Origin of the sequence: Atlanticothrix silvestris CENA357 (genome assembly GCF_016056295.1) — a bacterium.
Classification (GTDB): Bacteria; Cyanobacteriota; Cyanobacteriia; order Cyanobacteriales; family Nostocaceae; genus Atlanticothrix; species Atlanticothrix silvestris.
On the sequence record NZ_JAECZB010000096.1, the window covers coordinates 172,067 to 195,055 of the forward strand.

Genomic DNA, 22,989 nt, shown 5'->3' on the forward strand with positions numbered 1-22,989 from the left:
TTTATCACATTTTTTAAACAAATTTACTTAAATCAAACTCAAATTCGCCAAAGCTTTCTGGAAAATCATTATGCTTTAAAATCAACAATAGTCTTTCTGAATAGTCTACTGCACCACGAAATTCATTTTGTAATAACTCTAGTCCTCCATTGGCGTACTCCTCGAAAATTTGAATACGTTGGGTATCATAATGTTCATCATTAGATGAAATAATATTAATATCTTTATTTGTAGTTATTGCCAATAACTTGATCAGCATATCATATCCTTTTGATAAAAAATGCTCTTGTGGGATGGGATCAGGGTCTCTTTTAGATATCTCCCCTAAAGCAATTCGCTTTTTATGCTTTGCACCTAAAGCTGCTGCAAACACAATCACATCAGCATAAGTTTGAAAAGGGCCAGTTGTGTCTTTTGATGCGACTAGAGATTTCACTAACTCAGCTTTATCTTTAGCAACCCTGATTCTATTTGCAGCCATGATATTAATATTTACTATGTTGTCATATTAACTGAAAAGCAAAAGCGATGCCTACGGCGGGCTACGCCTACGCACTATTTTATACCAATTAACAGTAGCGATCGCCCATTCTTCTCCGTGTCCTCTGCGCCTCTGTGGTTCGTTTCTAAACAAATAAAATAATTTATACTTTCCTCTTTTGCGTAATTGCGATGACGAAGGCTGGTTCTATTGAGTATTGATGGATCAAATATCACTCCTTTAAGCAGGAGACCCTATGTCATTACAATCTGGATTAGATGCCTTTCACCAAGGACGTTATCAAGAAGCAGTTGAGTTGCTAGAACAGTTCTGCCGAAATTGTGGTCAACACAATTCTTCAGATTATCTTTCTGCACAGATGTGGCTGATGAAAGCTTATCAAGGTACAGGCGAAATCGAAAAAGCCACGAGCCTGTGTCAGAAGTTAATGATGAATGAAAACCCACAAATTCGCAACTGGGCAGAACAAGCTAGCCAATCCTTACCCAAAAACGTAGCAACCCAGTCTAGCACCACCCAAAAAGCCGGACGTGCTGCTACAACTGGTGTCAAACTAGCAATGGGGGGTGTAGGTGGCTCTCTAGTGTTAGCCTCTGGTGTCACCATGACCTTGTTGTTTGGCATGGTATTGGCTTTAGGCTTGAGCTTAGTATTTATTTTAGGTAGCAACGATCCACTCCAAGGACTGGCGATCGCAATTGGTATTACACTAATTTTCAATATCGTTGCCTTTTTCCTATCTCCATTTTTGATGGATTTAACCCAACACTGGCTTTACCAGACTCGTTGGGTAGAATTAGCAGAAGTTGAAGACCTCAGTCCAGAAACAGCTAAAGTTATTCGCCAAATTTGCCAGCAGAAAAATCTTAAAACTCCCCTTTTGGGAATCATTAACGACCAAAACCCAACGGCTTTTACTTATGGATCATTCTTCATCTAGATTGTTAAAAAATCCCTCATGTCCAGACCAATTATGTATTATTGCTCTTTGGCAAGTTGGGTTTTTGCCTGTTGCCAGAGAGTTTCTAACTCATCCAAACTGTAATCAGAAAGGGGGCGATCGCTAACCGCTTCCATTTTTTCTAACCGCTGCACAAATCGTTGATTTGTACCTTGCAAAGCCGTACTAGGGTCAAGATTATACCAACGGGCTAATTGAATCACCGCAAACAGTAAATCACCTAATTCTGCTTGTTGTCTTGCAGGTGTTTCCTCAGCCAAAGCCTGTTGAAACTCCCCCAATTCTTCATGAAATTTTTCCCAGACTCCATCAATATTTTCCCATTCAAACCCAACCGCCGCAGCCTTTTGGGAAATCTTCATTGCTGCTGTGAGTGGGGGAAGGGTACGCCCATATCGACTGAGTTTAGCACTCAGTTTTTGATTATTTGGGGATGGTTCACCTTTTTCCGCAGCTTTAATTTGTTCCCAATTTTGTCGCACTTCATCTACACTCTGTACTGACACATCACCAAATACATGGGGATGACGGCGAATCAACTTTTGGGAAATACCTTGTGCTACCTCTACTAAAGCAAATTGTCCAGATTCACTAGCGATTTGGGCTTGCAATACTACTTGTAATAATAAATCTCCTAATTCTTCGGCGATCGCTTCTTTATCTCCATTTTTAATTGCATCTACCACTTCATAAGCTTCTTCGATCACATAAGGTGTCAGCGTTTCGGGAGTTTGAGCCAAATCCCAAGGACAACCACCATCAGGCGATCGCAATTTCGCCACCACCTCAATCAACTCTTGTAACGCCGCCAAACTTTCATCCATAAAAAACTCCGCGTACCTCTGCGTTTCAAAAATTATTTCTTTGGCTTAGACCGACGAATACCACTCCTCACTATTTTACGCTTCTTAAGTTTACGACTAGGAAACAACCCCCTAAACCCTTGCTTTTGAAAGCGTTTGTATGCCGAACCGCCCCAATCGCTGAGAGAATGGCTCATCGCACCGAGTTCTAAACCCAAAAAGAGAGCGATATATTCAGTATCGTAATTTACGAGCGATCGCCCGACAGTTCCACCCAAATCCTGCCAAGTAAAACTCAGATTCCACAGCTTTTCGGCAATTACCAACACTAAAATTGTCAAAATAGCTAGCAAACACCCCAGATAAAGTATCCGCAGAATCGTGCCAATAATTGGCCCGTGAGATAAAAAAGAACGATGACGGAGACTTTTTTGATAAGGTAGCCAAATCCAACGCAAGAAACCCCAGCGCTGAAATTGCACAGAGTAAATATCCAAATCAGGGCCAAACATCAGCCCTCCAAATAAAAACCCGCCTGCAACTAACAAAGTCACATTGCTGCTACGAGTCTGCCAGAACGTCACACCCGCTATCAATGGTAGAGCATACAAAGTAATGCGATCGTGCGTCCGACCAGAGGGCATTCTAAATTCTTCCTCTCTGAGTAACTTAATACTGAGCCAGTATAAGAGAAAAAAGATTTTCCCAAAACTACTAGCGCAATGCAAAATGTTCTGCTATATTAGTTAAGGATTAGTTAAACGGGCGGTTAGCTCAGTTGGTAGAGCGCCTGCCTTACAAGCAGGATGTCATCAGTTCGAGTCTGGTACTGCCCATACTTAAAAAGCCACCTTACGGCGGCTACTTAATTTAAATCCCCTGAAATTACCCGCAATCACGGATTAATTTCAGGGGATTTTATCTATGAAATTAACGTTTGAGATCATCAAGGTAGAGGAATGGCTTACAATGATTTCAGCCTTGCAAAAGTTAAAAACAATTTTGGTTTGACTTTAGACGAAAGCTATAATTTGTTTGGTGATCTACTACCAGTATTGCCATCTACAACCTTAAGAACTCTTCTTAGTGATTACATACCGTTAGCAACATCTATTTCAACTGAAAAAGCTAGATCGGAGTTTTTAATTGCACCAATTTTAGCGGAGGTAAGACGATTGTTGAATAACGAAGTTTCCCTCTTTTGTGGTAATGAATTTAATGTTGACGCACAAAGAGGCTTACAGGGTTTTTGTGATTATATTATTAGTGGTTCTAAAGAGCAATTATATATTAATGCTCCGGTAGCTATAATATTTGAAGCTAAAAAAGAAGATATTATTGGTGGTCTTGGTCAATGTGTGGCAGCTATGGTTGCAGCACAGTTATTTAATCAAAATAAAGGTAATGAGGTTGAGCGTATTTATGGTTCTGTTACTACTGGCACTACCTGGAAGTTTTTATTTTTAGAAGGTTCGATTGTTTATATTGATGAAATTGAATACTATATCAAAGAAGTTGATAAAATTATAGGCATTTTACTACAACCTTTCGAGACTGTTCTAGCTGCTGTTTAATTATCAAGATAGAATTATTTTTAAATAGCATGGTATCAAACCTTAATACCTTTTGTTAGTCATTGTACAATCCATAAGTTTGCCATTGCGGCAAACTTATGGATTTAGCTTTTCAAAGCGTATAGGTAAAACTAAAACTGATCAGTTTTGCCATTTCCCTCATAACTAAGTAAGTGAGAATCGTTAACCCAAATTGATTGTTGAGGTACAGGAATAGAAATTCCAGCTTCATCCAAGGTAATTTTCAAGCGCCGACGGTACTCTCGTGCGACATCCCATTGTTTAAGCGGTTGTGTTTTTATCCACACACGAATCATCAAACCGCGATCGCCAAAATTATCTATCCCCAAAACTTGCGGAGTTTCCAAAATTTGATGTTGCCATTGCGGATCTTGATCCATCTCCAAAGCGACATTTTTAATCAACTGCAAAGCATGGTCAATATCAGTTTGATAGGAAATGGGTATTGTTAAATCGGCTCGTGACCAGCGACTAGAAAGATTAGCCACAACTTTAATTTCACTATTGGGAATCGTGATTAAGCGTCCTTCGGCATCCCGCAACTGGGTCATCCGCAGATTAAGATTTTCTACTAAGCCTCCCACATCTCCAACAGCAATCACATCACCTAAAGCGTACTGGTCTTCTATGATCACGAGAAAGCCGTTAATCGCGTCTTTAATCAAGTTTTGTGAAGCCAAAGACACTGCAACACCAATTAAACCTGCACCTGCTAGCAAGGGAACGATATCTATACCCAAAGATACCAATGCTAGTAAAATGCCAACTCCTAACCAGACACCTGTAGTAATACTTTTAGTCACACCAGAAAATGTCGAGACTCGCAGCTGCATTCGTTCAGAAGTTTCTGAGTTTAATAAAGCACCACTGCTAATTAAAGTTGAGGTGAAACGGTCAATCAAGGCATAAGTGAAACGAATCGCCACATAAGTTCCTAAAACTACCACACCCAACCTTAAAGGTATTTGGGCAACTGTGAGAATTCCTACCTGAAACGGTCGTGTATAGGGAAATAGACCCAAAATAAACACAATTCCACTTCCCCAAATCCCAGTTTGAGTTAATTGAAATAACCTTTTTTTGACTTCTTGGAGGTGTTTATCTTTTTGTTGATTTAGTTGAGTTGTTATCTGTTGAGCTTTTCGTGAAATCGGGAGGATAGCAGGTTTTGAATGATCTCTTAAATGACGCTGCCAGTAATATACTCCGCCGCTGATCACAATCATTGCCAGCACAATACCACCAGCAATTTGACCTTGGTTGATTAAAGATTGAGTTTGTCGCTCCTCTTTGGCCAATTGCAAAGATTCCTTCAACTGTTCGGTGATTTGACTTGCCGATACAGATGGCTCTTCCCTTCGCAACCTGGCATCTTCGGTAGTGACGGTCATTAAGTAGCGGCCATTAACATAGATAACTGGTAATCCGTTTAATGAGGGGGTCTGTATGTCGATTTCGTCTGTAGATGAGCGCAAGTAATCTTGGCGGATTTGATTCAAATTTTGTTGAATATTTCGTGAACGTTCGGGAAAATTGCTTCTTGTTCCTGCTATTTGAAATAATTGATAACCATCCAAATAAATCCACCCCGAAACAATCCTGTCATCCGCTTCGCTATTGACATTGTTGGGAGATTGTAGAAGAGGTAGCATAGGAACCTGGGCTGTAGCTTTTGGCATAGGTGCAACAGCCATAGCTATTGTACCTGCGATCGCTACTATCACACCCCTACCTAAACTTTGTTTGGACTGCACCCGCCTTACAGATGGATGGGAGGCTTGATTATATACCTCCAAAAGTGGGACTCGCTTGGCGATCGCCAAAAATTGAAAGCGCACTCAGATACCTCCTTGAGCAAAATTTACAAATATTGACTATTTCTATAGTCACCTCCACATTTAACTAGTAATTTGGGTAATTGTACCTATCTAAGGTTAAGTTTTTATCTCCACATCACAAAATCTTCCTAATTTTCGGAAATATTACCTTTTAAGATAGATGGCAAATTACTTATTTGTTTTGGTAAGACTTAGAAGAGTCTTTGATAATCTCTTATCAAAGATAAATGAAAAAGAAAAAAACTAAAAACGAAGTTGACATTACGCTGATCAAACGTCAAGCTAGTCCACAGAACCATTGACATCGGTTTTTGGTAATTACAGCCAAAAATCGCAAGTCGTGGCATAAACTAGTAAAGTACGTAATTAATTACGTAGCTTTTTTTACATTTTTGAGGTAATATTTAATGACCGCAACTTCTCCCCGATTAAAGCACGAGGTTAAAGACCTCGCCCTGGCTAGCTTGGGAAGACAGCGCATTGAATGGGCTGGACGCGAAATGCCAGTCTTGAAGCAAATCCGCGATCGCTTTGCCCAAGAAAAACCCTTTGCTGGGATTCGCCTTGTGGCTTGTTGTCACGTTACAACAGAAACAGCACATCTAGCTATTGCTCTCAAAGCTGGTGGTGCAGACGCTGTTTTGATTGCTAGTAATCCCCTATCAACTCAAGATGACGTAGCTGCTAGCCTCGTCGTCGATCATGAAATTCCCGTTTTTGCTCAAAAAGGCGAAGACAACGAAACTTATAATCGCCACGTTCAAATTGCCTTAGATCATCGCCCCAACATTATTATTGATGATGGTAGCGACGTGGTAGCCACTTTAATTCAAGAACGCCAAGATCAAATTGCCGATTTGATTGGCACTACAGAAGAAACAACAACAGGAATTGTGCGCCTGCGTGCCATGTTCAAAGATGGCGTTCTCACCTTCCCCGCCATGAACGTCAATGACGCAGACACCAAGCACTTCTTTGATAATCGCTATGGTACAGGGCAATCAACCCTAGATGGCATTATCCGGGCTACAAATGTTCTGCTGGCTGGTAAAAACATTGTCGTTGCTGGTTATGGCTGGTGTGGTAAAGGTACTGCACTCCGGGCCCGTGGTCTTGGCGCTAATGTGATTGTTACCGAAATCGACCCCATCAAGGCAATTGAAGCTGTGATGGATGGTTTCCGCGTTTTACCAATGGCAGAAGCTGCTCCTCAAGGTGATTTGTTCATTACAGTTACTGGTAACAAGCACGTCATTCGCGCCGAACATTTCGATGTGATGAAAGACGGTGCGATCGTTTGTAACTCTGGTCACTTTGATATTGAAATTGACCTGAAATCTTTGAAGGCTAAGGCTAAAGAAGTCAAGCAAGTACGCCCTTTTACCGAAGAGTATCGCTTGCCAAGCGGCAAATCAGTGATAGTTCTAGGTGAAGGACGCTTGATTAACCTCGCCGCTGCGGAAGGACATCCCAGTGCAGTTATGGATATGAGCTTTGCCAATCAGGCTTTAGCTTGTGAATATCTGGTGAAGAATAAAGGTAAGTTAGAACCTGGTTTGCATTCAATTCCCACCGATGTCGATCAAGAAATTGCTCGACTGAAGTTGCAAGCAATTGGAATTAACATCGATACCCTGACACCAGAGCAAATTGAGTATACCAATTCTTGGACTAGCGGAACTTGAGCGAACCCCAGAATTTTCCTGCTGACGCAACAGTAGAACTGAAGCGATAACTCAATCTTTAAATTTTTGTGGGATAGGCAAATTGTCTATCCCACTTTTATTTCAGCAATTTTTAGGATTAAACACTGTCCCTACAGGTTGAACCTCCCTAGCCCAACCAATATGTGCTAAAGATAACGAGACATCATTATATTTCACCCCAATCAATGACCATTGAAGCTCAAGTGTTCCTACCCAGAAACGTGCGCGGTTAATTACGTCTCTTAACATTGGATAGTCACTTTCCATCAGCTGTACAATATTTTCTCCATAATTGCCCAGTTGGGTGGCGATATCACAAGCCGGGTCTCCTAAGCCAGCAACGCCAAAATCGATAATGCCACTAATGCTTTGTGATTCTGGGTTAAAGAGGATATGATACACAGGCAAATCGCCGTGAATCAGTACAGGCGTATAACTCAGATCAAGTTCACCTGATACCACAGGTCTAAACAATTCATGTATCCAAGTTTGCTGGTGTCGCCAAAGGTGAGGAAAGAGAGTTTCTTGAACATCATCGTACAACTGCAACCAATCTTCACGCGATCGCACTGCATCAGAGAAAGATACCCCAGCTTGGGCTAAAACTTCCGTTGGAATGCTGTGCAGTTGTCGGTGAAATGTAGCAAGTTGAGAAATAATACGGGTTTGTGCGGTTTTGCTCAACTTTAACAGAGTGTTACGGGAAAGCGGTTCACCTTTGAGATATCGATAAGTAACAAAGGCTTCTTCCAAATGTTCAAAACGGGGAATCGGTAAATCAATATAGCGTTGTACCACTTCCAATACTTTGGCTTCATGAGAAAGTACTTGTTTTCCCCAATCTTCTTTGGCGAAGCGACAGACAAGCTGATGGTTAACCACAACTACATCATTGACCATGCCATCTTGATTCAAATCCAGATGGTCAAAGGAAATATTCGGATAAATGGCACGAATTTTATCCAGATAAGAGGAAGGAATATTATTCACAGCAGATTTTACGATGACAACAAACAATCAAAATTACTCGGAGATTTCGTCCGACAGAAGCGATGTAACTGATTCGTGTGTTTGTCCTACCAACGCAACACTGTTGCTTAACTCCCTTAGAATATCCTTAAAAATAAATCTAACATCATCCGAAGCCAATTATCTGTAATATTCAGGAGAACTTCACCTGCTTTGGGTAAAGTGAAAGTTCTCCTGCACGAATTGGTATGAAATGCTTTAGAGCATACGCTGCAAGCGAGTCAGGCGCTCTGAGTAGTTTTTGATTACCATTAAGGCAAACATCGGTGTTTCTTGAACCGCAAAGAGAAACCTTTTTTCATCAAGAGAAGCAAGTTGACAATCAGTCTTGGCGATCGCTGTATATGTTCTATTTTCTACGCCTACAAGTACTCCTGTACCAAAAACTTCGCCTGTCTCAATTGTTTCTACAACTTTACCATTGACTAATATATCTACTTCTCCTTGAACAATCCCAAACATAAAATCGCCGGGCTGTCCTTCTTCAAAAATAACTTCACCTGCTGCAAATGTTTGAGGATTTGGTTGTTTTTGAAAGATACTAACTGTAATTACGGGGCTTAACATGAGAATAGACCTAAAATTCCTTATTTTTAAATAAATCTTTGGGATAGGCTATGCAAGAGCCCAGAAAAGTATACTACTTTCTGTTGATTAACTATTACCTCCAGATAAGTTCCGGGTTAGTATCCAAAAAATAAGTTTTTGGCAATTTGGCAGACATACAGTCCTTGACACGGGTATATTTTTTATTGTGCAAGGGGTGTAGCAGAAGTGGTTCCGGCTGTGATGGTCGGAACCACTTCTGCTATTTGTACTTTTATCTACTGACGCTACTTCTGACATTGGGTGAGTCTGTATTCTTCACTGCTTGAGTCCTCCAGGTGCAGCAAGTGTGCAATTAACCGAGAATGTCGCTTTATTCGATACTTCTTGATAAGTTTTGCCATCACTACCTTTCCATTGAATCTGCATTACACCCCATCCATTATTCTTTGAGCCTGGCTTCCCCTTGTGGGTGGGGAGGTAAGCATCGCCATGAAATAATTAAAATCTTAAACCCACACCACCTTGTACAGAGACAGCCGTACCACCACTATCACGGTAGGCATCAAAAGCAATGATGGCGTTACCAAAAAGAACAGTATTACTATTTGGAACGACGTAATCAATTCCTGGTTGCAAAGCAAAACTAATTTTGTCTCCAACAGGAGAAGAGTTACCACCACCGGCCAAAACTAACCCAGCTCCTAAGTAGGCATCAGTTTGCCAGTTGATCGGCACATCGTAGGAAACCGTTGGTACAACTGCTGTATTGTTACCAATTAATGCTTGGGCACGAAAAGAAATTGGTGCTTCTAAAAGTTTGTAGCGGAGGGCTAGAACTCCTCCTAATTGGATACCGTCAGTAATACCAACAGTTGGCCCGATACCAACATAGCTGCCGTAGGCAACTTGAGCTTGTGCTGGTTGAACGCTGACAGTCATACTCAAGACAGCGCCACTTCCTAGAAGTGAGACTAAATACTTAATATATTTCATTACCCGACTCCTCACACCATGTTGAATTTTAAATGTACCTTTGAATACTTATGTTATCTCTGTTGATGGTCATCCGTGATGAGTAATGACAACACAAATTATTAATGACTTATACTAAACTTTTTGCAAAAGTCCAAAGTTATGAATAATTAACCGCCAGAAGGTAGGTTTGGAGTAAATGAATTAATTATTGAGTATTGTAAATTGTTGGCCTTGAGGCGAAGTTGCGTAACCTAAGAACGCTTTAACTCCAGGACTAGCAGGATTCTTATAAACATAAAACAGCTGCCGTTGGTAGGGATAACCACTTGCATCTGGAGTCAAACCATCGATCGCCAATGATCTCACTGTTTGCTGATTAGCAACTTGTGCAAAGGTAGCGTAACCTACGCCATCAGTTCCCAAAGCTTGGAGTAAAGGAGTTGTGGCATCTCGTTGTAATGTTGTGATATTGGGTGTCGTCCCAAAATTAGCTCCCTTCAGCACTACTTCTTGAAATGTTTGATGTGTGCCACTGATTGCTGGTCGATTAATGACTCGGATAGTTTTATTATTACCACCCACTGCTGACCAGTTATTAATTTTACCCTGAAATATATCTGCGACTTGGGCGCTGGTTAATCTTTGATTAAAAGGATTTGCTTTGCCAACAACAACAGCGATCGCATCTGTTGTCACAGGAATTGCCACTAATCCTTGACTCTGTTCTTGTGTAGTCAAAGGTCGAGATATGGCTGCAATATCTGCTTGACCTGCAATAAGATCTGCAATACCTTTGTCAGAACCACTGGCAGTAGTCACAACATTAGTACCTGGAAACTGTCTTTCAAAAGCTCTTTTAAGATTTTGGTTGATTGTCACCATACTGGTAGAACCCTCTATCCTCACGGTAGTACCGCCAGATACTGAACTTGGAGATGGGAAAGTGGAATTACTACCAGAAGTTGTGTTAATTGAAGAAGAAATAGTATCCGTGGGTGCTGGTTGCCGTTTGAAGAAGTACCAGTAACCACCACCCAGTAAAACTAGAAATAAAAGGATAAAAACAATTGGAGGCGGAGCGCTTCTCTTACTCATACTTTTTACTCTGGTAGTTGGTTAATAGTTGACTCATTTAACATCTGCAAACGCCGAGAAACTTCATCATCTACGGTCATTTGTTCTATCTCAGCCTGGAGTTTTTCAGTTGTGTTTTCAGACATTTCAGCTAAAGCGTCTGTCTGTAAATTTCGACGTTCAACTGCATTTTTAGCTTTTTCAAAGTCACTTTTAGCCGAACCAATGTTAAATTCATTATTGACTTTGGCAATCATCGCTAATGCTTCGTTCACTTCTGATATATCTTTCATATTTTGCATATCAGCTTTATAGGTTTCTAGCTTCATGCGCTCCCGGTTTAGCTTATCTTTAGAGGCATTTACAGATGTTTCAGCCTGCTTGACCATCTCCTCTAACTTGGGCAAAATTTGTTCTGTTTGAATTGCTTTGGTCATTGCCATCCGCGCTGCTTCTTGATTACCATTACGCTGGGCAATGTTTGCTTGTTGCTCTAAGGTTCGTAATTCTTTGACTTTCACTTCGTATTTGTTTTTAGCTATTTTGTAAGAACCTTCTTGCATAGCCACAGCTTGAGCCAGTTTTTGCACCGATTCTTGCATTGATTGCAGTGATTCTTCAGCGACAGCGACAGCCACTTTGCCACCAGATTCTACAGGCATTCCCCATAGCCAATTCCAAGTACCGACTATGGTTCGTCCTGCTCTTTCACCCATTAACCAGTACACAGCTTTTTTCATATAAAACACCTATTGGACTCAAATTTTTTCTTGATATTCCCAATTTAATTAAATTCCCATTAATTCCATCGCATCTTCAAGGTAAAGCTTTTACGAAGAAGGGGAAGGTGGAGTAAGGGTCAGGGGTTTGTTTCTTTATCGCCCCTGCTTCCCCTGCTCCAATTCCTCTTACTGCCTACGGACAATTGGGATGAATGCCTCCTTGAGTACAAATGTAAGCTATTTGTTTCGCATCTAAGTTTTTGGCTTTAGAAAAATCAACCCCTTTGACTACAGCAGATACTGAGCCTAAATCTGGTGTTTGGACAAATTGATCTGCTGGATCTTGTCTAGCAGGTGTCAGAATTGTGTTTTGAAAATCTGCTCCTGCGACATTCGCCCCTCGTAAATCTACAAGGCTCAAATCAGCATTTCGCAAATTGGCATTTTCCATTTTGGCAGAACGCAAAGTAGCACCAGTTAAACGAGTGGCGCTGAGGTTAGCATTGCTGAGATTGGCGCGTTCCAAATCGGCTCCAGATAAATCTGATCCTTGCCAATCAGTTTTTGTTAAGTTAGCTGACGATAATTGGGTTCCTATGGCAATGACGCGACCTAAACGCGCACCATATAGATTAGCTTCGTTTAATTTTGCGTCACCTAAATCTGCCCCAGTCAAGCTGGCATTTTCTAAAACTGCGTTCTGTAAATCTGCACTCACTAATTGAGTGCTGCTGAGGTTAGCACCAACTAAACGTGCATTCGATAAATTAGCTCTGTTGAGGGTAGCGCGACTTAAATCGCTACCGGTCATGATGACACGACTCAGGTTAGCATCGGTAAAATTCACCTGCTTCATTTGAGTTTGACTCAAATCAGCGATCGCATCGTCGTAAGTATCCAAACGTTCATCTTCACCAACTCCCCGGAAGCGACTACCTTTAAAACTGGCTTGATTAAGATTTGCAGATTTGAAATTTACTCCTGACAAATCAACGTTTTCTAAAACCAAGTTAAAAAAGGAACTTCCCAAAGCGCCATTTTGACTCAATTGGCTGCGGCTGAGATCGATGCTCTCCGTTTTACCACTGTAAACAGTGAGAATTTTGTTGATTGTTTGCTGGTTAATTTGTAAACGCTTCTGGCGTAATTCTTTCTCTTGGGGATTATTACCTACAGATGCTAACTCGCCAGCCAGAAACTGATTTTTGTTTTTCAATTCTGGGATGGTTTTAGTCCCAATACTTGTCAAAGCTTGTTGAATTGTATCTACAAGGATGGGGTTGGTTTCGTTAACTAGAAGATCCGTTAGAAATTGGATAGACTGCGGATCATTGAGACCACCCATCGCCAAAATTACACTCTGGCGTTCTTCATTAGTAGCGCCAGAGTTGGGACTCAGTTGTTTTACTAGTGCTAAAAATTTTTGACTGTTAATTTGTTTGCTTTCACGCTGGGTTTGCTGAGTTTGAATATAGACTTGAGTAGCGATTAAAGTTGCTAGGACAGCAGTCATACTAGTTAGTGCTACCCCAAACAAAGTGAGGCTAGGATTTTGCCGCATTCGCCGCCATAAGCTGCGAAGACTGGGAGCTTCTGTGGCGATCGCCATCACTGGGGCAGCTACTTGCTCATTTCCCTCTTCTTGATGATCAACTTCATTTGCTCTTACAGGTAAACTTTGTCCTTTGCTAGCTACTGATGAAGTTGGCAAGGGGCGATTGCTATCTATGGCGTAAGTACCAGCTAGCCAATCGTGTAATGCGCGTCGTCCTTGGCGTGAAGGCAAGGCCATCCCTTCACCAAGCACCATCAATACAGCCAAAAATGTGAATAATCCTAAGTTCGGAAAGGCAAAGCTGTAACGCCAAAGAATATAGGCGACAGACATAGGTACAGTCCATCGACCAATTCCTTCGCGTATTACAACAGCGGCTAAACCCGGTGCTATACCTTGCTCGTTAACAATCCGCACACCAAATCGACGCTTGGGAATAGTACTACCAGTTTTAGCCAGTAAATATAATTGCCACCATGAAAGCGTCAAGGGTGCTAATAAAGCTATTATCCACAAATAATTAGTCGGCCCTGCTACGTTACGGATGCCATAGCTAGCAGGTAGAGCCAGGGGACGAGCGATCGCTCTTTCGGTGACTACTAGCAAAGGGTTCAGGGGTACGCGGCTCACATCACTTCTAGAATTGATGTAAGCACCAATTCCGAAGGGAACCAACCCACTGACAATCACTAGTGTGATTTCAGTTGTCCAAGCAGCAAAACGCCTGGTTACTAACGGCAGTGAATTGGTTGTTTGTGATGTTTTTGACAAACTAGATTTATTACTACTTCTCCTCACACTTGGAGTCGCCATCGTATAATTTCCTTTGACTTTATTTTTGTTTGCGCCGCTTTCGGCGCAGTTAACATAGACTATTGCTTATTGCGAAAGCTGCCAGCCACAAAAAATTTGTATCCAAGATACACTAACCCTGCTAAGACTGCCAGACTAATTGCAGATGCCACTAGTTTTAGCACTGCTTGAACTATTGCCAAGCCCAATAGCACTGCCACACCCAAAAATATAACCTGGCTCATTTTAGACAAGTTGTTAAACCAAAGTTGCGATCGCTTAAAATGCGATTTAAAGTCGAAGAAACTAGACTCAGATGTCTTTTTTGGTTCTTGTGATTGCACAACGTCAACAGGCGAGGAATTAATCTCTGCTTCTAGCTTTTGGAGACGGCGTTGCAAGTCTTCTTCAGGTTGAGGATTCATTAATTTTTTCTACCTCAGTTTAGGATGCTTATTCAATAACAGACTAACCAAATCTGATGTTTGGCGGCTGTGTCTGTGATTTTAGCTAATGTCTGGGTCAGAAAACCTTGATCTGGAGGGAAAAATCATTAGATTAGAAATTACTCACTAGGAATTAGGGAAATAATTTTGACTCTCTACAATTCATCCCTAAGCTTTGATTTTCTGTTTTCCAAAAAAGCATCTCTTCATTTATTTTTCATATTTTAGCTATATAGTAATTAATTTAAGCGATAAAAATTTATACTCTGCACTCAGGAACATAGGCGAATTGCCCTCGTCTACTAAACCAGACTATTTATATTAATATCGCTCTTAAAATAGTCGGGAGCATTAATTAAAATGAAGACGTGTAGACGATTTACAATTGTTCCCGCAGCTTTAGTGATCAGCTTGGCACTTACTAAGCCTATTTGGGCTGAAGTACCCTCAGTCCAAATTAATCCCAAATTACAGTCAGATCCGTTAGTTTTAAATGGTAAATCTGGGGGTTCAATTCAAAGTGATTGCGGCAACATTCCTGATGCACCAAGTCAAATTATCCAGGTTAAAGAATCACTGCCTTACTTGCGGTTAACAGTAGATAGTCCTGGACAGCCAACGCTGTTAATCGATGGCCCTGGGGGTCGTTTTTGTGTCTTAGCAGATCGTTATTCAGAAACCAAGCCAGAGTTGTCTGGTTACTGGCAGGCAGGACAATACTCGCTCTATATAGGCGAATTGTCAAAACGACAGTATAACTACACTCTTTCAATTTCGCAACAAAAAAAACCGATGAATTAGTAGGTATTTGGTATCAAGCTATTCCTAGTACGGGATGGCGTAAATATAAATCACTTATAAAAAATGTCTCAAGCCCTTACGAATTACAAATTACGTTACGCCTACTCTTACAGAGAAGCAAGCTACGCTTTTAGAGGATGTTTGAAAAGTTTTGGGCGAATATAATTCGATACTACACAAACAAAGTCCCTTCGGGTTCGGGAGTTCGCAATCAACGGGAACCGCCAAGACTGCGACTCCCTCACCGCCTGGGCGGACTAATGCAAAAACAAGGGTTTGAAACCTACGCAGGTGGCCTTCCCGGAGGTAAGCCGCTACGCGTCCTGTCCGTGTAGCCAAGCCACTGCGCCCTTGCGGTTCCCCGACTTGTTCGCGCAGCGTCTCCCCTTGGGAGAAGCAAGTGGCGCGCGACTTCTAGTCGCCAGGGCGAGTAATAAATTAGACTTTTCAAACAACCTCTTAGCGTCTCGTAGAGAGCGTCATTACGAATTACGCGCAGCGATACTAGATGTAGTACATTATTTCTTTTTGTTGATGCATTACTCGCCGTTCACAAAGGTCTTGTAAGGTATATTTTTGTAAAACAGCATTAGCTGCCTGACAAGCTTCTTGCCAAATTTCTTGAATTACTTGAGTTTCTACTGTCTTGGTATTAGTGTCACAAGTAGGCGCGATGTCTGGCGACAAGCCGCTTTGCGTCAACGCATCTAACCCTTCCATGCAACTTAAAGCATCAAGCAGCGTAATTGTCCGGGGGTCTCGTGCCAAAACGTAACCACCTTTAGCACCGCGTATGCTCTTAATCAGACCTCTACGCCTTAAAGTTGCCAGTAATTGTTCTAAGTAGCGGCTGGGTATATCTTGCAACTCTGCTATTTGTCTAATTTGCAGAGATTCGCCACTGGCGTAACAACTTGCCAATTCCAACAGCGCTAGAAGTGCGTATTCAGATTTGTTAGAGAGTTCCACTGGCGTATTGTTTTAATCTCCTACGTAAAAGCTATAAAGTTACTGATGAGACTTCCCTCAACTTGTGTTGAGCGAAACTCAATACTTAACTTTTTGCTGACAGATTATTTTTACTTTAGAGACTTTCGACTATCATGGCAATTATTTTTATTTTTTCCTTGGATAACCAAAAGTGATTAGTGAATGTGGTCTGTGGTAATAGCGATCGCCTATACTGCTAATGACGAACTGTGATTCGTTCTTGCCAGTTGTTCTCTGGAAGTCGCATCCATTGGAAGCCTACGAAGTTTAATAATAAACCAATCAGGAACAAAAGCACCATTAAGCTGATTTGATACCAAATAACTTGTGGTAAAAGCAAATCTAAAATCAGATGTATTAAGTTCATAACGCTATAAAACACTGTCAAACCAAAATGAATCGTTCTATATTGTCTAGAATCGGTGAAAGTTGTGGCAATTATTGCTAGCATTGGCAATACAAAAAAGCCTAACATCAACCACATGATTCCAGAAATATCACTAATTGATGAAGCTTGTTGCGATTCAGTAATATTTAAACCGTGGAAAAGTGGCATTAAACCCAATTGTGTATGAAACAGTATTCCCAGTAAAAATACTGTCCACATAGAAATTATTTTTTCTCGATAATTAATTGTCATATTCTCTGGCTAGCTCCTTTTGCCATCGAATGATTTACAAATTAAATGCCTATTAGCTCATAGCTTATAACAAATTTAGTAGAGTAACTACTGATGCGCTTGCACCTCCTTAGTTTCTTCTATTTCCTTAGATAAAAATCTATCAATAGACCTCTTGCACAAATATTTAAACACTGAAATGTAGAACTTGATTTAGCGTTCTCCTTTGCGTCTTTGCGCGCCAGTTGCTACAAGTCGGGGAACCCACCCAACGCACTGGCTTGCCTTTGCGCGAGCTTTTAAAGATATTTGCAGCAATACCAAAGTATTTATGCAAGATGTTTAATAACGCCGAGAATGCCTCGTCCTTGTTCTGTTTGAGCTACAATTATTTGTACTGGATTTGCTGGGCGTAATAAATTATACAGACCTCAGTAAACTGCAATTTTATTTATTGAGTCAAGGGTCAATACTTCTCGCTTAAGTATTTTTAATTCGGATCGGGTTTTGGGAAAAGGTTAAAGGGGAAGGGGGAAGGGTTAAAGGTTTTTTCTTTCCCTTTCCCCCCTTCCCCTTTTCCCTTTCCCCGAGAAGCATTGAGTCAAGGGTAACTGTTTTCATAATAAAAAAAGAAGTTGAAGATTTTGTGATGGTAACTAAAGCTAGATAGCTTAAAAGAGTCTGCTTTCAATAGATGTTATTTCTTCTCTGCTCTTTAATCAAAAGTTAGCAATAATAAATTGTATATTTCTAGATTTTTTAATGGCATATCTATGAAGTACAGAAAAATTTACTGATTTTATCTACTATTTTTCTAAATTTAGAATATGCCAATATCATTTACAGTAGTCTATTAAAGCTTGTAGTGAGTGGCTTGAGCCGCTAAATAAATCATTTTGCATATATCTGTCCGTAGAAGGTCTATCTAAAGGCTGAAATGACAAATAACTTAGTTAAGGATCAATATTTTTATTCTTCACAATTTCCTCATTCCTTTTTGATAAGTTTAAAATAGAGTCAAAAGTTAATTGATTTTTTATAATTTCTGGATCAAAACCTAAGGGGGTAAACGATGGATACTACTATTAAATATGACATTGAAGTTATCAAAGAAGAAGCACGCCAACTTGTCAAAAAGGGACTTGTTAATCGCCAGCAGCCAATTTACGTTCTCTGCAAGTACATTCGCGATCGCGACTGGGCTTGTTTTGAGATAGAGTTAGAAAAAAATGAATTTTTGCTTAGAGATCGGGTGATAGACCTATTGGGTTGTGAAAACTGGGAAGAAGATTGAAACGCCAATTAAAAGTTACTCCCAGTCGACAGCGTACCAAATTAATTACAAATTCAAAAACAAAAACAAAATAGAAAATCCTTGACTAAATATAGAGATTTAGGTCAAAAAGAGAAATAAGTAAAGCAATAGCAATTTGATAACCAAACAGATGCAAATAAACCATCAGTGAAAAAGTCGATGACCGAACACTGTTAAGTTCAAAAAGTTGGAATAATAGCGAGTAAGTAAGCGATATCTTGAAATCGCTCCAAAGAACGCAAATCACCGAGATCGTCCCAATTTTGAGATGCTCTAACAGGAACTTTTTTATACCAACTGGTACTACATATCTCCTACGTGTGATGTCTATTACCTGAGATAGATAAATTGGTATTTTGTTAGCTTTCGAGTTCTTGAGGGAACTATGAAATAGAAGACTTTCTACATTTAAAGTCCTACTGGGAATGGAAAACTCTCCTACTGTACAACCTATACAACCAACTTCAAAGCCGCAACAACCTCAGTCAGAAATGAAACTTACCCAGTATCTGGATGAGAAACAAAAAGCCTTATCTGGAGTAATTGCCCGAATTCGTAATTCTCTAGACATAGACACCATCTTCAAAATTACAGTCACTGAAGCACGTCAGCTTTTAAAAACCGACCGAGTAGGCGTGTTTCGTTTTTATCCTGAGTTGGGATGGGAAGGGGAATTTATTTCTGAGGATGTAGGAGCAGAATGGAATTCTGCACTAGCAGCTAAGCTGCGGGATCACTGCTTTGCTACGGAGTTTGCTGGACTATATCAGCAAGGTCGCATTAAAGTAATGGCTGATATCTATCAAGCCGATGCTAGTGATTGCCATGTCCAGATTCTAGAAAAATTCCAAGTCCGTGCTAATATAGCTGCTCCCCTAATGAAAGGTAAAGATTTATGGGGATTGTTGTGTATTCATCAATGTGATGCTCCTAGAGAATGGGAAACATCAGAAATTGAGTTTGTCCAACTCATCGCTGAACATTTGGCCGTTGCTTTGCAGCAAGCAGATTATCTAGAACAGGTAAAATTACAATCGGCACAACTAGCACAAGCAAAAGCCAAAGAAAAAGCCGCAGAATGGCAGAAAACCATAGCCATAACCATCGAAAAAATCCGTCAATCTTTAGACATAGAGAGCATTTTCCGCACAAGTACCGCAGAACTGAGGCTGCTGCTAAATGCCGATCGCGTAGCTATTTATCGCTTCAATCCAGATTGGAGCGGTGAATTTGTGTTTGAATCAGTGGCAGAGGGTTGGTCTTCTTTAATGTATGAACAATTACAGCAACCCGAATTGTGTGAAAACGTTAGCGAATGTAGCGTCAAAGATTTAGTTATACCCCCAGCAGCTGATACCTATTTACAAGATACAGGGGGTGGTCACTTTGGTAGATGTGAAATATATCGTGTTTGTAATGATATTTATAATGCAGGTTTTAGCAACTGCTACATTAAAGTCTTAGAAAACTACCAAGCCAAAGCATACATAATCATTGCCATTTATCATGGTCAAAAGCTCTGGGGCTTACTGGCGGTTTACCAAAACGCTGAAACCCGTGATTGGCAAGAAGATGAAATTTACTTGCTGACTCAAGTTAGCATTCAACTAGGCGTAGCCTTACAGCAAGCGGAATTTTTACAACAAACACAAGACCAAGCCGCAGAGATTAGCAAAGCCGCAGAACGGCAAAGGGCGTTGGTGAACACTGTAGATAAAATTCGTCAATCTCTTGACATTGATACTATTTTTAACACCACGACTCAAGAAGTCCGGCGGTTATTGGAAGTAGAACGAGTGGCAATTTACCGTTTCTATCCTGACTGGAGTGGCGAATTTGTAGCTGATTCTATTGTTGATGGCTGGACACCAGTAGTTAAGCCCCAACCTGTAACAGAACGCCTTTTTTTGCAAGGAACGCAAGCAGGTAAGTATGCGCGTAACGAAGTATTTGTACCAATCTCTCAAGGTGAAAAACTTTGGGGATTATTAGTAGCTTATCAAAACTCCCAGCCTCGTTATTGGCAAGACGAGGAAATTAATTTGCTAGCACAAGTGGGGGTACAGCTGGGGGTTGCATTACAGCAAGCTGAATCCTTGAAACAGATGCAGGTGCAAGCTGAACAACTAGCTAAAGCTGCTGAACGAGAACGCAAAGCCACACAAAGAGAGAAAACTTTAGCTGCAACGGTAGAAAAAATTCGTCAGTCTCTTGATTTGAAAACCATCTTTGCTACCAGTACAAAAGAAGTCCAGCGATTATTGGAAGTTGACCGAGTAACTATTTATCGATTTCGGTCTGATTGGAGTGGTGAATTTGTAGCTGAATCATTAGCCCAAAGTTGGGTATTAGTAGAGGATATTATACCTGCGATCGCTGATGATTATTTGCAAAAAACCCAAGGGGGAGATTTTGCTAATGGTCAAACTCTAGTCGTTAAGGATATTTACAAGACCAATTCTTCTGTGAGTTATTTTGCCCTGCTTGAGCCAATGGTCGCTAGGGCATATATGATTGTGCCGATTTTTCAGGGTGAAAAACTTTGGGGATTACTAGCAGCGTATCAGAATAGTGAACCTCGTGATTGGCAAGAAGATGAGATAGATTTGCTAGTACAGATTGGTACTCAATTAGGTGTAGGACTCCAGCAAGCGGAATTACTAGCACAGACTCAGCGTCAAAAAGAAGAACTAACACAGACTCTTAAAGAATTACAGCAAGCCCAAAGCCAGTTGATTCAAAGTGAAAAAATGGCTGGCTTAGGGCAGTTAGTTGCTGGAATAGCACATGAAATTAACAACCCAATTAGTTTCATTTACGGTAACATCACTTATGTTACTGAACACAGTGAAAACTTATTTAAATTACTGCGTCTTTACCAAAAATATTATCCCCAGCCAAAAGCAGAAATTCAAAAGCAAGCAACAGAATTAGATTTAGAGTTTATTGCTGATGATTTACCTAAAATTCTCACTTCAATGATGATGGGTGCAGAACGCATCAGTGAGCTAGTGTTATCTTTACGTACTTTTTCGCGACTTGACGAAGTAGGAATGAAGCCGGTTGACCTTCATGAAGGTATTGATAGTACGCTGTTAATTTTACAACATCGACTACAACCACAAGCTAATTCTTCTGCTATTGAGGTAGTAAAAGAATATGGTGAATTGCCTTTAGTCGTATGCTATGCAGCTCAAATAAATCAGGTATTTATGAATATTCTCAACAATGCTATTGATGCAATAGAGCATTCAATAACTGCTAAAGAAATTATAGACAAGCCTAAAATTTGTATTTGTACAGAAGTCATAGAAGGAAATACCGTTTTAATTTGTATTGCTGATAATGGTTGTGGTATTCCTGAAAATCTGCGATCGCGTATTTTTGAACCTTTTTTTACCACCAAACAACCTGGACAAGGTACTGGTTTAGGGCTATCTATTAGCTATCAAATTATTGTAGAAAAACATGGTGGTAAAATTAAGTGTGTTTCTGAACCTGGCAATGGCTGTGAGTTCTGGATCGAAATTCCCATGAAATAATTTCTATGTGTTTATTGCCTCCCTCTAACATTGTGCATTTTGAGGAGAGTTATAGCCCAGAGGATTACTCAGAGGCGATCGCCGCGTTAATATATTTATAAATTAGTGCAGTACATCCTGAGTTGGGCTAGGTTCTTGCCGCCACTGCTTGAGGATTAGTGCTGACCAGATGATAAATCCTAATATTGCCAAACCTGTCAACCCATCAGTCCAAATTAAAAGATGCATTTTCGCTGAAAACTGTGACAAGCTTCCATAAATATAATGTCCTGGGCTGGCTAGACCTGTTAATGAGTAGACCAGCAGACAGCCATAAGAGAGCCAAAACTTTCGATATTTATACAACCAATAGGCAGCAATTCCTACACCTGTCAAAATGAGCCATGATTGATAAATTGAAGGGGCAGTAATCCAGTTTGGCTGGGGGTATCGCTCGATAAATAAATAATTATCAGTAAAGTGAATACCAGTAGAAATGATGCTGGCAATTAGCAAAATTTTTAATAATTTCTGACCCTTGACCTCAAGATTCATAATTCAGGTTTCCTCAAATTGAATATTCCTATCTGCACACCAGTGATATACATTGCTATAAGTAAATCGAAGCTGACACAAGCGATCGCATACCAAGCAGGAGTAAATACTGAACCTTGATTAACTAAATGTAGCCCGATGTCCCAAAGTGGATGAGCCATCCAACCTAACATCAGCCACCAGTTTGAATAACGCAGCCCCAATAAAGCAAGTAGGCCATAAATTCCCACACCAGCAACTTCAATCACTATCCATCCCAATGTATCACCCGTTGCCATTGGTTTTACCAGCTGATGAAACAATTGGCTCATCACCTTTGCACCTAATCTTTGTCGAGCTTGGGTAATTGCTGATTTACAAGGGACTCGCCAATATTTGCCAACTTTTACCCATGCCACAGAAAGACCATCTACTAAGTTTTTGAGTACATCCCGCATCGAATCTCTCGACCACAGGCTCATTGCTATTACCAGACTGACCATTAACTGCGCTGGTAGCGATCGCGTGCGTTCCTCTTCGGTTTTGGTATTAGCGATCGCCTGTTCAATTGCCGTTGCTGGAATAGCCATTTCGATTGCTTTCAGCAACTCAGTATTTTGTATATCAGGAGACACCAATGAAAAATCCCTCAGATGCACGGC

The 22,989-nt window shown here is 40.6% G+C and carries 20 protein-coding genes, 1 tRNA gene and 2 pseudogenes; 7 read left to right on the top strand and 16 right to left on the bottom strand.

Annotated elements, in window-relative coordinates:
* Positions 1-13: 13 nt before the first annotated feature.
* Complete coding sequence (locus I8751_RS25360; RefSeq protein ID WP_214441850.1) at positions 14-481, bottom strand: DNA phosphorothioation-associated protein 4; 468 nt, start codon at positions 479-481, stop codon at positions 14-16.
* Between the two features lie 256 nt (positions 482-737).
* On the opposite strand from I8751_RS25360, the gene I8751_RS25365 reads away from it, so the two are divergent.
* Positions 738-1,442, top strand: coding sequence for a tetratricopeptide repeat protein (locus I8751_RS25365; protein ID WP_225894402.1), 705 nt, complete (start codon positions 738-740; stop codon positions 1,440-1,442).
* Between the two features lie 38 nt (positions 1,443-1,480).
* On the opposite strand, the gene mazG is transcribed toward I8751_RS25365, so the two are convergent.
* Both mazG and I8751_RS25375 read right to left on the bottom strand, forming a co-directional pair.
* Positions 1,481-2,287: a nucleoside triphosphate pyrophosphohydrolase gene (gene mazG / locus I8751_RS25370; protein ID WP_214441851.1), complete on the bottom strand. Its 807-nt coding sequence runs from the start codon at positions 2,285-2,287 to the stop codon at positions 1,481-1,483.
* A 32-nt stretch (positions 2,288-2,319) separates the two neighbouring features.
* Positions 2,320-2,910, bottom strand: a complete 591-nt coding sequence (locus I8751_RS25375) for a metal-binding protein (protein WP_214441852.1) — start codon at positions 2,908-2,910, stop codon at positions 2,320-2,322.
* Between the two features lie 119 nt (positions 2,911-3,029).
* Between I8751_RS25375 and I8751_RS25380 the strand changes: the two genes are divergently transcribed.
* Positions 3,030-3,102, top strand: a tRNA-Val gene (locus tag I8751_RS25380).
* Between the two features lie 123 nt (positions 3,103-3,225).
* Entirely contained in the window at positions 3,226-3,840 is a 615-nt protein-coding gene (locus tag I8751_RS25385; protein ID WP_214441853.1) for a hypothetical protein, read from the top strand.
* Positions 3,841-3,971: 131 nt separating this feature from the next.
* Here I8751_RS25385 and I8751_RS25390 read toward each other — a convergent pair whose 3' ends face one another.
* Entirely contained in the window at positions 3,972-5,555 is a 1,584-nt protein-coding gene (locus tag I8751_RS25390; RefSeq protein WP_214441880.1) for a mechanosensitive ion channel family protein, read from the bottom strand.
* Positions 5,556-6,106: 551 nt separating this feature from the next.
* Here I8751_RS25390 and ahcY point away from each other — a divergent pair.
* Positions 6,107-7,384, top strand: coding sequence for an adenosylhomocysteinase (gene ahcY / locus I8751_RS25395; RefSeq protein WP_214441854.1), 1,278 nt, complete (start codon positions 6,107-6,109; stop codon positions 7,382-7,384).
* 102 nt (positions 7,385-7,486) lie between these two features.
* Here ahcY and I8751_RS25400 read toward each other — a convergent pair whose 3' ends face one another.
* The 7 genes from I8751_RS25400 to I8751_RS25430 all read right to left on the bottom strand — a co-directional run bounded on the left by I8751_RS25400 (position 7,487) and on the right by I8751_RS25430 (position 14,526).
* Positions 7,487-8,422, bottom strand: coding sequence for a phosphotransferase family protein (locus tag I8751_RS25400; RefSeq protein ID WP_225894403.1), 936 nt, complete (start codon positions 8,420-8,422; stop codon positions 7,487-7,489).
* A gap of 210 nt (positions 8,423-8,632) precedes the next feature.
* Positions 8,633-9,001 carry a cyclic nucleotide-binding domain-containing protein gene (locus I8751_RS25405; RefSeq protein ID WP_214441855.1) on the bottom strand — a complete coding sequence of 123 codons (369 nt, stop codon included), beginning with the start codon at positions 8,999-9,001 and terminating at the stop codon, positions 8,633-8,635.
* A 480-nt stretch (positions 9,002-9,481) separates the two neighbouring features.
* The gene (locus I8751_RS25410; RefSeq protein ID WP_214441856.1) at positions 9,482-9,976 is read right to left on the bottom strand and encodes a hypothetical protein; all 495 of its coding nucleotides are present in this window, start codon (positions 9,974-9,976) and stop codon (positions 9,482-9,484) included.
* 183 nt (positions 9,977-10,159) lie between these two features.
* Complete coding sequence (locus I8751_RS25415) at positions 10,160-11,053, bottom strand: phosphate ABC transporter substrate-binding protein (RefSeq protein WP_214441857.1); 894 nt, start codon at positions 11,051-11,053, stop codon at positions 10,160-10,162.
* 5 nt (positions 11,054-11,058) lie between these two features.
* Positions 11,059-11,772: a PspA/IM30 family protein gene (locus I8751_RS25420; RefSeq protein ID WP_214441858.1), complete on the bottom strand. Its 714-nt coding sequence runs from the start codon at positions 11,770-11,772 to the stop codon at positions 11,059-11,061.
* Between the two features lie 175 nt (positions 11,773-11,947).
* A complete protein-coding gene (locus tag I8751_RS25425; RefSeq protein WP_214441859.1) occupies positions 11,948-14,122 on the bottom strand; it encodes a pentapeptide repeat-containing protein in 2,175 nt (724 codons plus the stop codon).
* Positions 14,123-14,181: 59 nt separating this feature from the next.
* Positions 14,182-14,526 (bottom strand): hypothetical protein, encoded by a 345-nt coding sequence (locus I8751_RS25430; protein WP_214441860.1) that lies wholly within the window; start codon positions 14,524-14,526, stop codon positions 14,182-14,184.
* A 381-nt stretch (positions 14,527-14,907) separates the two neighbouring features.
* Here I8751_RS25430 and I8751_RS25435 point away from each other — a divergent pair, with 381 nt between their 5' ends.
* A complete protein-coding gene (locus I8751_RS25435; RefSeq protein WP_214441861.1) occupies positions 14,908-15,348 on the top strand; it encodes a hypothetical protein in 441 nt (146 codons plus the stop codon).
* A 504-nt stretch (positions 15,349-15,852) separates the two neighbouring features.
* On the opposite strand, the gene I8751_RS25440 is transcribed toward I8751_RS25435, so the two are convergent.
* From I8751_RS25440 to I8751_RS30520, 3 genes and pseudogenes are all read right to left on the bottom strand, one after another.
* The gene (locus I8751_RS25440) at positions 15,853-16,317 is read right to left on the bottom strand and encodes an RrF2 family transcriptional regulator (protein WP_214441862.1); all 465 of its coding nucleotides are present in this window, start codon (positions 16,315-16,317) and stop codon (positions 15,853-15,855) included.
* 217 nt (positions 16,318-16,534) lie between these two features.
* Positions 16,535-16,978: a hypothetical protein gene (locus I8751_RS25445; protein ID WP_214441863.1), complete on the bottom strand. Its 444-nt coding sequence runs from the start codon at positions 16,976-16,978 to the stop codon at positions 16,535-16,537.
* Positions 16,979-17,301: 323 nt separating this feature from the next.
* Positions 17,302-17,399: pseudogene (locus tag I8751_RS30520) on the bottom strand (adenosine-specific kinase); the annotation flags it as partial.
* Positions 17,400-18,029: 630 nt separating this feature from the next.
* Here I8751_RS30520 and I8751_RS25455 point away from each other — a divergent pair.
* Together I8751_RS25455 and I8751_RS25460 are read left to right on the top strand one after the other, a co-directional pair.
* Entirely contained in the window at positions 18,030-18,251 is a 222-nt protein-coding gene (locus I8751_RS25455; protein WP_214441864.1) for a DUF4327 family protein, read from the top strand.
* Between the two features lie 446 nt (positions 18,252-18,697).
* Complete coding sequence (locus I8751_RS25460; RefSeq protein WP_214441865.1) at positions 18,698-21,814, top strand: GAF domain-containing sensor histidine kinase; 3,117 nt, start codon at positions 18,698-18,700, stop codon at positions 21,812-21,814.
* A gap of 102 nt (positions 21,815-21,916) precedes the next feature.
* On the opposite strand, the gene I8751_RS25465 is transcribed toward I8751_RS25460, so the two are convergent.
* Positions 21,917-22,348 (bottom strand): hypothetical protein, encoded by a 432-nt coding sequence (locus I8751_RS25465; protein WP_214441866.1) that lies wholly within the window; start codon positions 22,346-22,348, stop codon positions 21,917-21,919.
* Positions 22,349-22,563: 215 nt separating this feature from the next.
* Positions 22,564-22,896 (bottom strand): annotated as a pseudogene (locus tag I8751_RS25470) (transposase domain-containing protein); the annotation flags it as partial.
* Positions 22,897-22,989 lie beyond the last annotated feature (93 nt).

Excerpts from the sequence above, each read along its gene's own strand:
- I8751_RS25360 (WP_214441850.1), bottom strand. The coding sequence starts at position 481 with ATGGCTGCAAATAGAATCAGGGTTGCTAAAGATAAAGCTGAGTTAGTG.
- I8751_RS25365 (WP_225894402.1), top strand. The coding sequence starts at position 738 with ATGTCATTACAATCTGGATTAGATGCCTTTCACCAAGGACGTTATCAA.
- mazG (WP_214441851.1), bottom strand. The coding sequence starts at position 2,287 with ATGGATGAAAGTTTGGCGGCGTTACAAGAGTTGATTGAGGTGGTGGCG.
- I8751_RS25375 (WP_214441852.1), bottom strand. The coding sequence starts at position 2,910 with ATGCCCTCTGGTCGGACGCACGATCGCATTACTTTGTATGCTCTACCA.
- I8751_RS25385 (WP_214441853.1), top strand. The coding sequence starts at position 3,226 with ATGGCTTACAATGATTTCAGCCTTGCAAAAGTTAAAAACAATTTTGGT.
- I8751_RS25390 (WP_214441880.1), bottom strand. The coding sequence starts at position 5,555 with ATGGCTGTTGCACCTATGCCAAAAGCTACAGCCCAGGTTCCTATGCTA.
- ahcY (WP_214441854.1), top strand. The coding sequence starts at position 6,107 with ATGACCGCAACTTCTCCCCGATTAAAGCACGAGGTTAAAGACCTCGCC.
- I8751_RS25405 (WP_214441855.1), bottom strand. The coding sequence starts at position 9,001 with ATGTTAAGCCCCGTAATTACAGTTAGTATCTTTCAAAAACAACCAAAT.
- I8751_RS25410 (WP_214441856.1), bottom strand. The coding sequence starts at position 9,976 with ATGAAATATATTAAGTATTTAGTCTCACTTCTAGGAAGTGGCGCTGTC.
- I8751_RS25415 (WP_214441857.1), bottom strand. The coding sequence starts at position 11,053 with ATGAGTAAGAGAAGCGCTCCGCCTCCAATTGTTTTTATCCTTTTATTT.
- I8751_RS25420 (WP_214441858.1), bottom strand. The coding sequence starts at position 11,772 with ATGAAAAAAGCTGTGTACTGGTTAATGGGTGAAAGAGCAGGACGAACC.
- I8751_RS25425 (WP_214441859.1), bottom strand. The coding sequence starts at position 14,122 with ATGGCGACTCCAAGTGTGAGGAGAAGTAGTAATAAATCTAGTTTGTCA.
- I8751_RS25430 (WP_214441860.1), bottom strand. The coding sequence starts at position 14,526 with ATGAATCCTCAACCTGAAGAAGACTTGCAACGCCGTCTCCAAAAGCTA.
- I8751_RS25435 (WP_214441861.1), top strand. The coding sequence starts at position 14,908 with ATGAAGACGTGTAGACGATTTACAATTGTTCCCGCAGCTTTAGTGATC.
- I8751_RS25445 (WP_214441863.1), bottom strand. The coding sequence starts at position 16,978 with ATGACAATTAATTATCGAGAAAAAATAATTTCTATGTGGACAGTATTT.
- I8751_RS25455 (WP_214441864.1), top strand. The coding sequence starts at position 18,030 with ATGGATACTACTATTAAATATGACATTGAAGTTATCAAAGAAGAAGCA.
- I8751_RS25460 (WP_214441865.1), top strand. The coding sequence starts at position 18,698 with ATGGAAAACTCTCCTACTGTACAACCTATACAACCAACTTCAAAGCCG.
- I8751_RS25465 (WP_214441866.1), bottom strand. The coding sequence starts at position 22,348 with ATGAATCTTGAGGTCAAGGGTCAGAAATTATTAAAAATTTTGCTAATT.